Origin of the sequence: Rhodococcus sp. IEGM 1372 (genome assembly GCF_030056835.1) — a bacterium.
In the GTDB taxonomy this organism is placed as follows: Bacteria; Actinomycetota; Actinomycetes; order Mycobacteriales; family Mycobacteriaceae; genus Rhodococcoides.
The window spans coordinates 1-11,538 of the sequence record NZ_JASHKS010000067.1; the positions used below are offsets into that span (position 1 = coordinate 1).

5 protein-coding genes are annotated in these 11,538 nt (G+C 60.4%); 3 read left to right on the forward strand and 2 right to left on the reverse strand.

What is annotated here, in order from left to right; all coding sequences use genetic code 11:
* On the reverse strand, window positions 1–1,583 hold a 1,583-nt coding region (locus QM590_RS25175; protein ID WP_269596811.1), incomplete at its 3' end, for a hypothetical protein.
* Between the two features lie 61 nt (window positions 1,584–1,644).
* The gene (locus QM590_RS25180) at window positions 1,645–2,490 is read right to left on the reverse strand and encodes a hypothetical protein (protein ID WP_269596812.1); all 846 of its coding nucleotides are present in this window, start codon (window positions 2,488–2,490) and stop codon (window positions 1,645–1,647) included.
* Between the two features lie 688 nt (window positions 2,491–3,178).
* Between QM590_RS25180 and QM590_RS25185 the strand changes: the two genes are divergently transcribed.
* The 3 genes from QM590_RS25185 to QM590_RS25195 all read left to right on the forward strand — a co-directional run bounded on the left by QM590_RS25185 (window position 3,179) and on the right by QM590_RS25195 (window position 11,259).
* Entirely contained in the window at window positions 3,179–4,285 is a 1,107-nt protein-coding gene (locus QM590_RS25185; protein WP_269596813.1) for a sigma factor-like helix-turn-helix DNA-binding protein, read from the forward strand.
* Window positions 4,286–5,557: 1,272 nt separating this feature from the next.
* The gene (locus tag QM590_RS25190) at window positions 5,558–9,586 is read left to right on the forward strand and encodes an AAA domain-containing protein (RefSeq protein ID WP_269596815.1); all 4,029 of its coding nucleotides are present in this window, start codon (window positions 5,558–5,560) and stop codon (window positions 9,584–9,586) included.
* Window positions 9,583–11,259, forward strand: coding sequence for a DEAD/DEAH box helicase (locus tag QM590_RS25195; protein ID WP_269596814.1), 1,677 nt, complete (start codon window positions 9,583–9,585; stop codon window positions 11,257–11,259). The genes QM590_RS25190 and QM590_RS25195 overlap by 4 nt, the downstream gene beginning before the upstream one ends.
* Window positions 11,260–11,538 lie beyond the last annotated feature (279 nt).

Genomic DNA, 11,538 nt, shown 5'->3' on the forward strand with positions numbered 1-11,538 from the left:
GGGGTGGGGACTTTTACCTGGCCACCAGCGGGGACATCGACATGGCCATTGACATCGCAGCCGATGTTGCTGGGCTCGCTGGCTCCTTGGTTGTCTCGGAACCAGGTGACGCAGGTTTCCGCCGCCAGACGTCGATCCTTGGTGAACAGGTAGCCGTCGGTGCAGTCGTCGAAATGAGGGGCGAGGTACCACCGATCGAGCTCGACATACTCCGTGGAGTAGTCGGCGAACATCAGATGGCCCAGTTCCACTCGCGAGCGCCGGACCATGAACACATCGTCGGCCATGACGATCAACTGGGCGCACACCACGTCGTTCTCGTCGTCTTCGCTGGGGATGTAGTCACTCGGACCAAGGTCAATGATAAGTGCGCACGGTTTGTCCGCGAGGGACTCGGTCAGCCACTCGGTCATGTAGATCCATGAATCGACCTCGATCCGCGCGCCGGATGCGGTGATGAACGCAATCAGTCGAGCGCCGGGTTCGACGGATGCAGCAAAGCCGTGAAACGTCTCTCCCTGAACGTGAAGGTTGAAATCCTCGCTGTCGTTGCGATACAGAGTCTTTGCCGAGATCGGTGCAATGTGCACGTCGTCGTCCTGCGTGACCTCAACTGCCCATCCGGTGAAATCGTGTTCGAGGTCGGTGATGACGACGAATCGCTCCGACGACATGAATGAACCGAAATGCCAACCAGGGGAGACTGTTTCCGATGGAGGCGCGGTAGCCGGAAACGATCCGCTGACAGGGTATTCGTGGCGGTAGAACCGTGCGCGACTCACCCGGATGCGGGCAATGGAGAACTCGTTACTCAGGAGGTGCGCTGTCTTGGAGGACATCTCCGCCTCATCGACGCAGTTTCGGCCGGACCTGGGAATGTTCAGCTGAGCGCTGCCGCTTCCCGTCGATGTCGGGTACGAGGTCTCCCCAGGCAACGAGTATTGATCCAGATCCCGGCCTGGCCAGGGGTTGGGCACGACCTCGAGCGTGAGGATGCAGTCGTCGGCACGGCTTTCGAGCACCTCCGCAAAGTTCGGTGCCAACCAGTGGACCGCTTGCTCGCCGTCGTTCCACAGGTCGGTTCGGCAGATCTGTACCGCCTGGACCGGCCAGTGCACTTCGATGTCGCGAGCGACAGCGACGCCGGCCGACCCGGCGGCGAACCACCCGGTGTCTGGGATCTCTACGACGATCTGGGCATGCCCGGTGCTGCCTGAACGCACGCGTGCGTCAACAAGGTTGGGGGCGCTCGAACGTATTGACTGCAGAGTGGATTCGCCGAACTCGGCGGCAGACACGTCGAGGTCGATGGCCACCGTGTAGCCAGGGTCGCCAGGGGGAGTGCCATCGAGCCCGAACGCTCGCCGTTCGGTCAGCGAGTCCGCTTCGTCGACCGTCACGGAATTCCAGTCTTCGTCTTCGTTTTCGATGTCGATCTCGTCGTCGATGATCCAGGTCGAGCGCTCGACGTCGTAGCGTTCGTACGTGTCGAAGTCGGCGTCGCTCACACGAGCGACCGTCACGGTGTGGTCGCCGTCGTACGAGGCGTAGTAGAAGTACTGCGCGCCGCTGATGTCTGTCACCCAGTTCTCCTCGTTCTTGTCACACACGCACCGTGTCGGAAAAATACGACTCGAACGCCGGTCAGAAGAATCTGTCGCCGGTCTTGGGCGATTCGCCGAACACGAAATGGCAGTGGTGGCACAGCCAGTACCCTCGATTGTCCCAGTGCCGATGAGTTTCTCTGTGGAACTCCCATGGTGATTCGATCTGCGGAACGTCGGTCATGTAGGGCTGCGAGAAGTAGCCAACCGAACGGCGGAACGAACACCGTGGACACGGTGGGTTCTCGGAGAACCGAAAGTCCAGGTAATTGGTGAATCCGCCAGCGCTCATACGCACGTAGCAGTTTGTGCACAACGCTGTTGACCAGTCCGAATAGTGATCACCTACATGCGAATTCGCTTCACAGACATAAGTGTGGATCCGCTCGCGTGCGTCGGGCCCCGCCAGCCAGATGTTTTCGTCGCAGTGCGTGCATTGTCCGCCGCTGTTCATCATTACGCGTGCGGACTCGGCTGTGGTGGCCGATTCGATTCCGGCTTCGTACAGCCGTCCTCCCCATCGTTGAGTCCCCAGAGTCTCCAACAGATAGCGGCCGGTGCCGTGATCGAGGGGCCCCGGATGCGTCGGCAGGGACAGCCACTCGGGTACCTCTGGCAGGGTGACGAGGTTCCATTTATCGGCGACGGTGAACCGGTCTGTCGCAGAGTCCCATCCGATGAGCTCGATGCAGCCGAACACCCTCGGCTGCGTCTCGATGACCGTGATCAGTACATCACCCGGAGACATCCCGTCGTCGTATTCCCACGGGTCGTACCCGCACCTCGGATCCATTAGGGCGATGACGGCGTCCTTCCACGGAGCGCCGTACGCGATGAACGCCCGCTGCCCGGCGAAGAGCTGCATCGGCTCCGGGGGGAGGATCAAGGGGCCTCCTCGGACATTGAGTTGGGTAGTTCCTGAGCAGAGGCCATGACTCGGTTCTACCAGCTGCGACCTGTCGCCCGCAGGCAGTGCGCATAGTTCGACGGATGTTCGCGACCTCTGGTACCTGCACTGGAACTACCGATCGAACTCCTGCGGGCATCTGTGTCGTGTGCAATCGTCGGTATCGGTTCACCGCGACGATCCGACGGCACGGAGGGACATTGCGCGCGCGATCCGGAGTTCGGGCGTCCAGTAGACATGCTCGGCGCGTTACTTGCCGAGGGGGAGGCAGCCACGCGCACCTCGGAGGCCCTGCGCACCTCGATCAGAGCGTAGATCCAGTCGATTCTCGACAGGCAGACTACATTCCGCGCAGGCTTCTCCTGCGACCATGTAAGGAGGTGCAATCGCGCAAGCAATGGGTGCTGCAGCGACCTCGGTGCGTTTCCGGCTGCGGAATGATGTTTACGTGTGCGAGTCTGGACACAGGTTGGGAACCGAGAAAGTTGGAAGGGAGTTCGGTTTGCTTCAGGTTCTACCCAGCAGCAGCCACGAGTCGACCCCACTCTATGGTTCGCAGATCGCAATCGCGCTTGGAAACCAGACGCGTTGGTCCTCCTTTGCGATACGCGCTACGCGCGGTTACGGTTGTGCAATTGAGTTGCTTAGTCGGTCGGTGCGCTGAGCCATGATTGACCGCCAGCAAGCTCGCTTTGACAAGATTACCGCGCTGATCGACGCCGGGTTGATTGCAGACGCGTCAGACGTCCTCAAGCGGGATAAACCGTTGCTGACGCCAGCGCAACACGATCGATTAAGGCGCAGAATAGACGCGGCTAAGCTGGCAAGACAAATGAGAATCAATGATGCTAAGCCGAAAAGACAGCTTGTGGTGGGCGGTACCGAATTGTCGAAACCCATCGAGGCATCAACATTGCAGATTGAAAGTTTTAAACCCCTCACAGCGAAGTCACTCCAATCGTTGCTTTCGAGAGCACAAGACGGTAAATGCCCGGACGACATACTTAATGCGCTTAAACAGCTTGAACCCGCGGAATTAGGACTAATCCGCGCAAGGTTTGGCATGGGCGGTGACGCTCCACAGACACACGAGGAGCTGGCAAAGACGACAAAGCTGAGCCTCAATAGGATTCGCATCATCGAGGAACGTGCGCTCGGGAAGATCACGCGCCATCTGTCGACGCTCGGTGCGCTGCGTCCGATTGACGATTTGACGCAGTCTTACGGCTACCTGCTCGCGCCGGACCCGGAGCCAAGGGTTGACGATCACATTCGGGCCGTGCCGATCAATCCCGACAAGGCATCTGCAACCACGATCTCGGAGCCCGATGTTGTCGCGAAGATCGCTTGCGGCGACTCAGCGCAAAGCACCGGCGGCTCGACGTCCGAACAAGTAGAGCAGCCTAGTGATGCGTCCGCGGCGAGCAGTTTCCAAGGTGAATGCGACGACCTGCAGGAACTTTTAGACTTGCTCCGTCCGGCCCCGTCTCAAACGCAAGATGTCATGACGTCAACGGTGGTCACTGAGGACTCCGTGGCAATATATTCGGTTTACAAGGGTATCAAGACAAAGGCGCGGTTGTACCCGACTATCGGCGCGGTGGCTATTTTGGACGGTCCGCTGGCAGGTCGTGACTTCGCGACACCAAGTGGTGCCGCCAAAGCAGTTGTGGCTTATTACAGTCCAAGCGTCAATCCTTTGCGAAATGGATGGGCTTTTTGGCTCGTCCACGACGGCTCTGGCAGGCAAATTGCGATGTATAAACAAACATGATTATGATCCCCGCGACCGTCACCCGCCAATTCTCGCAAAGTCGATGGTAGGAGACTAGCGGTGGGCCTGCAAATTTCGTCCCACAAGGGCACCCACTGGTTTTCGTGACTTCAGTTTTCGTGACTTCACGCGTAGGGCCGTCGAAACAATGGAATGACCAGGTGCTGTAGGAGATTGCATACTTAGTGGGGAACGAACTTCGGTCTTCACGCCAACTCTCTGATTGCATACTGAGCCCACCAGACGATCCGCGTCGAGATCCGAGAAGCCGTGCCCGACCCAGGTTCGAGCGTCGCCGGTGTGCTCAACCTCGTGCAGGAGATCGGCACCACCCAACCGACCGCCCGTCACGTTTGTCCGACTCTGCCGCTAGATTGTCGGTACAACGTTCGAGTGAGGAGTGCGGTGACCGTTCACAGCGATGAGGTCGGCGGAAGAGTCCGTCGATTGCTCGAGTTCCTGCGCGAGACGGTCTCGGCTCGGTCCAAACCAGTCCGCGCCTATGGGCCGACGACTCGGCTTGAGTGGCTCTATCGACGTGACCGTGATGTCCAGGTCGATGCGAATGCAACGGCAGGCGAACTAGCCGTCAGAATTGTCCGAGTCAGTGTCGAGCCGCCCCCGCAACTACCCGCAGAGCTCGTCGATGCGGTGCAAGGTCCGATCGACAGGGCCGCTGAACCGCCGACACTCGCGCGCGGAGCCGGTTCAGCCGAGTCCGAACTTTTTCGATCATGGCTTACCGAATGGCAGGCATGGGCGGCCGACGACGTAAAGAAGCGTCCCTTGGCGGAGTTGTATCTGTCGGTCGATCGAATGCGAGAAGAGTCGCATACACAGCCTGAGACGGTCGAAGTCGTTCTGGCGTCAGGACTCCTATCGGCCACAGTGTCCGGAGTATCCGTCGATGCCCATCTAGTGACTCAACCGGTGGAGATCACTAGGGACGAGGACACCGGAGATCTGCTGGTCAAGTTGACGGCTGGAAGCAGCCCTCGGCTCGAAGACCGACAACTGTTGCTCGGGCTGAAAGGACTACACACGGCGTCAGCAGCATCCCTTGCGCAGAAACTCGGAGATGTCGCAGGCTCACCGATCGCACGCTCTGTATCTACGATTCTGAAGGAGTGGTCGAATTCGGCCATCTCCAGCATCACGTACGTCGCTGATCGACACGTGCCACCTGCTGCGCGTCGCGGGACAGTCCGTGAGTCACCTGCGTTGCTGCTTCGTCGTCGAACCGGCTTTGCGCTCGTCTCCTACTACGACGCCATGATTGCTGCGTTGAACGACGGTGCCGATGTTCCAATAGGACTCCAACAGCTCGTCGAAAGTATCGAGTCGACAGACCGGCTTGACTGGTTGGCGCGTCCCAGCTCAGAGCCGCCGCCAGAGATCCTTTTTCCACTCTCCGCGAATCGCGCTCAGTCCAGCATTATGCAGAAGCTCTCACTCGACACGGGTGTGGTTGTCGAAGGGCCGCCCGGAACGGGAAAGACCCACACCATCGCAAATCTGATGTCTGCGTTGCTTGCTCAGGGTCAACGAGTTCTCGTCACCAGTGAGAAGTCGCAGGCATTGCGCGTGCTACGAGACAAGTTGCCGTCGGAACTGCAAGACCTGTGTGTGTCGATCACCGACCTCGCCAAGGGCGGGTCGGAAGAACTCGACCACAGTGTCTCGGTGATCGCCGGCCGCCTTGCGGATTTCGAGATCGCTCAGGCGGACCGGAATATCGAAAAAATCGCCGGGGATCGTTACCGAGCGATCAACAAGAAGCACACCCTCGAAGAAGCTCTGACGTCGACGAGGTCCGACGAGTCCGAGGTCCAAAATTTCGGCTCGCACTACGAGGGGACCCTGTCGGGAGTGGCATTGCAGCTTGCTGCGTCGGCCGCAGAGCTGGCCTGGGTGCCGGGTCCGCTCTACACAGAGTCGCCGCCCCTCACCTCGGCGCAATTTGCTGAGCTCGCTGGTCTGCTGGTCGAGAGCGAGCTTCATGCGGCGGACCGCCGCGAGCAGTCTTTTCCGGACCTGTCCACAGTGCTACCGAGCAAGACCGTGGTCACTCGACTGTACGACGGTGCAAGCAGTCGGGCTTCGGTATCTGCACTGGCTGATCTCCCGACGGCGGAACTGCGCCGACTGGCAGCACTGTCTCGTCAGGTTCTTGCGCGCTGCACGCAGCTGGATGGGGACCTCCGTGCTGTGCTGGACGGTGTGTTGTCCGGTTCGCTCGGTTACCTGTGGACGAGGGCACGCGAGGCGTCAACCCTGCTCGACGATGCGAAATCCGCCGACGCAGTGGTCGGTACAGCGAATGTGGTCGTCGACAGAGTCGACCTCGTTGCTCTGGAGACGTACGACGCTGCCGCGCGTCTCTACACAGAGGGGCGGTTCGATACCCTCCGGTGGTTGCGGACGCCGAAGGAGCAGACCGCGGTCGACGAACTGGGTGCGACAGCCACAGTCGACGGCGTTCCGGCTCAGGGAGCCCAGGCATACCGCGTTGTTGCAGAACATATTCGTGCGCTTCGTTCGGTAGACGAGGCCGCATCATTGTTGGTGGACATCGGTCTTCGAGTTCCGAACCGAGAGAGTCGAGCGGCGCGCATCAACGAGGTGGACGGTGCCGTGCGTAACGTGGCACTGGTGCAGGACGTCGTCGAGCGGATTACAACGATCTCGGATGAGCTCGAAGACCGGGTGGCACTGCGAACGCTCGACGGCGTGGAAGGGCTGCTGTCGGATATCGAGAGGGCACTTGCGGGCGCGAATGCACGCGACGCGCTGGAGCGGCTTGTGGTGATCGCTGATGGTTTCGACGCTGCCACCGGCGGGGCGAACAGCACAGAAGCGCTCGCACTCTCGGACGCGCTCCGCACCGCCGACCGCGAGGCATTCGACGCTGCGGTACGTGGATACGCACGCGCGAGTGTCGAACAGCAGCAACAGTTGTCGATGGATGCACTGCTGCGGGATCTCGATGCAGCAGCACCGACACTTGGTCATCTGGTCACGAGCGACCGCGTCACCGACTGGGTGGCTGTTGCCGGCGATTTCGAGGATGCATGGGCGTGGAGGTGGGCGAACCAGCACGTCGAACAGCGTCTCGTCCGCCCCGAAGCATCGAACCTGGACGATCTCTACGACGATGTAGATGGAGAGATCGCCCAGCTCACCGCGACACTGGCGGCCGAGAAAGCATGGCGAGGGTGTCTGCAGCGGATGACGTCACGGGAGATGCAGGCGCTCCGCACATACCAGGAGAGCGTCAGCAATATCGGTGATGGCAATACCAAAATCGCACAGCGATACCGAGCCTCAGCACGGGCAGCCATGCAGGAAGCGCAGAGTGCTGTTCCGGCGTGGATCATGCCGATCGGGCAGGTTCTGTCTTCGATTCCCGCGCAGCAGAACGTCTTCGACGTCGTGATTGTCGATGAAGCGAGTCAGGCGGACATCAGCAGTCTGTTTCTGATGTGGCTCGCACCGCGGGTGATCGTGGTGGGTGACGACAAGCAGTGTGCACCGGATCGAGTACAGCAGGTCTCCGACGACACTGTTTTCGAGCGTCTGGACTCTCACCTCGGCGATCTATCGATGCACGTCCGGAACAATTTCAGCCCTCGCTCGAGCCTGTTCTCGCTTCTCCGGAGCCGGTACAACCAGCGTGTGCGGCTGCGTGAGCATTTCCGGTCTATGCCGGAGATCATCGAATGGTCGTCGAAGCAGTTCTATCGAGACACTCCGCTGATTCCGGTTCGGCAGTTCGGAGCGGAGCGCCTGCAACCGCTCGTGTCGACCTACGTCGAGGGTGCAGAAACGGCGGGGTCGAGTGCGACCCTGGTCAATGAGATCGAAGCGCTTTGCCTAGTCGAGAGACTGTGCGAGTGCATCTCCGATCCTGACTACGACGGTATGACTTTCGGAGTCGTCGTCCTGCAGAGTCGGGCGCAGGTCGAGTTGATCCGCTCACTGATCTCGGAGCGTATCCCGGCCGAGCAACGGGACAACCTGCGTTTGCGCGTGGGAACGGCACCCGAATTTCAGGGCGATGAGCGAGACGTTGTGTTCGGATCGATGGTCGTCGGCGCGGGATCATCGAACAATGCGTTGACCAACGAGATGTGGCAGCGGCGTTTCAATGTCGCTGCCAGCCGCGCTCGCGATCAGTTGTGGTTGTTTCATTCTGTTCGGGCAGAGGATCTCTCACCGCTGGATCTGCGGACGTCGTTGCTCACCTACCTGGAAGCTGCGCCCACGGTCCCGGTTCCGGAGATGCCGCAGGTTGTCGACGAGAAAGTCCTCCACAGCGATTTCCTATCGATGACGGCGCAAAGGGTGTTTGTCGCCCTGCGCGATCGCGGATACCACGTCAATTCTGCTGTCGAGATCAACGAACTCGTCCTGGATCTCGTGGTCACCGGTGTCGCATCGAAGGTCGCGATCGAATGCCATGACGACCGTACGCGTTCGAGAGACGTTGTTGTCGAACGCCTTCGACGAGAAAGGGATTTGAAGCGGTGTGGGTGGACGTTCGGAAGAGTGCGTGCGTCCCAGGTGGTCGTCGACTTGGACACGGCACTCGCCCCGATCATCGAAATTCTGGACGCGGTCGGAATTCTTCCCGGCGAAGTAGAGATTGCAGAGGCTGGCCGGGATGCGAGCTGGAAACCGGTTGTACTGAACGCGAATTCCAACGAGGATGCCCTTCCTGACGAGGAGCCGGTGACTCCTGCTCCGGTTGTGGATACCGTGGTCGCGCCTTTGCCTACGGTGATCGAGGAAAACTATCCAGCCAGTCCGACTTCCGTTCAGGTCGTCGAACTCGAGCCGGGGGAGACACGACCGCCGAAGTTCGACGGGTCGCGCGAGATTCGGGTCGACTCTCGATACTCGACCCCGCGACGGTCCACCCCGGTCAAGCGCGTGCCGGTGACGACGCGTCCTTCGCCGGCAGTCATGCCGAAACGGGCACCGTCGAAAAAGCCCGTCGTAACGACAGCACCTGTCGCCGCGGCGACGGCGGGTGTGGGTATCGAAACGCTCCCTGCCGCGGTGCAAGCGGGATTGGCATCGCTGCCCGCAGCATCGTTGTCGACGGGCCGCGTCATCGCAGTCGCTGCGGCGCGTCGCGACGCGCCACTGACGTTGCGGCGTTGCTCGTTGATCACGGGCATGACCCCGATCGCTGCTCAGCAGCTGCTCGCTGACTTGGAGCTCACGAAGAAGCTCGTGCGCAGACATCGACGCAATGGCGTTGCCGAGTGGGTACGACCCGAGGACGCGGCATCATGACGGAATTGAGGGCTTGGCAGAAGGAAGCATTCGAGGCCTGGCGAGGGGCTGGCAATCGCGCCATCGTCGAAGCAGTCACCGGCACCGGTAAGACGCGTGTCGGTGTGGCTGCGATCGTGTCGGCGCGGAGCCTGAACCAACAGGTCCTCGTAGTGGTGCCGACCATCGACCTCCTCGAGCAGTGGCACACGGAGGTCAAACAGCAACTTCCGTCGGTGTCGGTCGGGAGGCGGGGGAACGGGCATCGCGATGACTTCCGGCACAGCAGCGTTCTGATCACCACCATTCAGTCGGCCATCATGAAGGGTGCCCCTCAGCCGCGTCCCGGTGCCTTCATGATCGCGGACGAAGTCCACCGCTACGGCACCGACGGGTTCGCGCGAGTCTTCACCGATCGTTACGACCATCGCCTCGGATTGACGGCCACACTGGAGCGCCAGGACGAAGGTGTGGACACGCACATCCTCCCGTACTTCCAAACGAAGATCGCAGGATGCGACTTCGCCCGTGGCCGACGAGACAACGTCCTTGCTCCCGTCCGCGTGATGACGGTTGCCATCGACTTCACACCAGACGAACGTGCCAAGTTTGAGGAACACGATGCGATCGCAAGAGATGCGCGCGAGAATCTGATCAGCAAATACGACTGTGTCGCATCGCCTTTCGGTGAGTTCATGAAGGCCGTGACGAAGCTCGCCGAACAACGAGACCTTCCAGAAGGTCGACTCGCCAGCCGGTACTTGTCGGCATTCAGCAAGCGACGCTCGTTGCTGGCGGACTGCCTGGGCAAGATCGATGCGCTCGGAACGTTGGCACCGGCATTGGCGAAGTCAGATCGGTCGATCGTGTTCTCCGAGACCAAGGCGTCGGCCGAAGCAGGCTCGGCCCTTCTACGAGAGCGCGGTGTGCAGTCCAGCGCTTACTCCAGTGGACTTGATCGTTTGGCCAGAACTCGAGTGCTGCAACAGTTCCGCAGCGGGGCACTGACGAACCTTGTCGCACCCAGGGTGCTCGACGAGGGAATCGACGTTCCTGCCGTCGATGTCGGCGTCATCATCGCCAGCAGCAGCTCCCGCAGACAGATGATTCAGCGTATGGGTCGGGTACTGCGGCTCAAGCCCGGAGATCGGGCCGCGGCATTCGTGATCATCTACGTGCCGGGGACCATGGAGGACCCGGCGCTCGGCGCGCACGAGGCGTTCTTGGAGCAACTCCTCGACATCGCTGAGGAACAGGTAGATGTCCCCATCGCGCAAGCGTCAGCGCTACTAACGGAATGGTTGACGCGACCCGTAGAACCCCAACTGAAACCGGTGCTCGTCTCCTCCAAGCCGCCGACGTTCATCGAGCCTGTTGCCGCTCCTGAACTGTCCCGGCCCCAAGGCGGTAACACTTCCGCAGCTGTTCCGCCCACCACTCTGTCGAGTCCGACTGCAGTGCAAACAGATTCGGTAGCAGATTGGATAGGTACGTCCGACAATCTCGATCTGATGTTGCGGTATGCCGCGACGTTGACGGCGATAGAGGCTCGGATTCTCGTCGATGTCTTCGGTTTGGGCGGGCAACAGCCTCGATCGGCGATGACAGTGGCGAGATCAGAAGGCGTTCCGATCGAAAGCGTGGCCAAGATACGAGAAGGAGGGATCGTTGCTGCGCGGGCCCTGGCCTCCTGAAGTCTTGCGGCGTGCCAGGTTTTGACAGCCCCAGCGAAAAAATGTTTGGCGACTTAGCCGCCCCCGCCGGTTGGTGGCTGCTTGGCCTCGGGAGCGTGCTTGGTTAAAAGTGCCAATTGTCGCTGGTGAAGGCACCAATTATGTTTCACGCGGATTTGACCTTTTCGATTCGCCGATTTATTTCCTCAGCCAGCCAGATCATCGAGCTGCAGTCCGCTCCCTTTTGACGGCGCTCATCGAAATTCCCCACTGACGCTCACTGAAATTCCCCACCCGTGT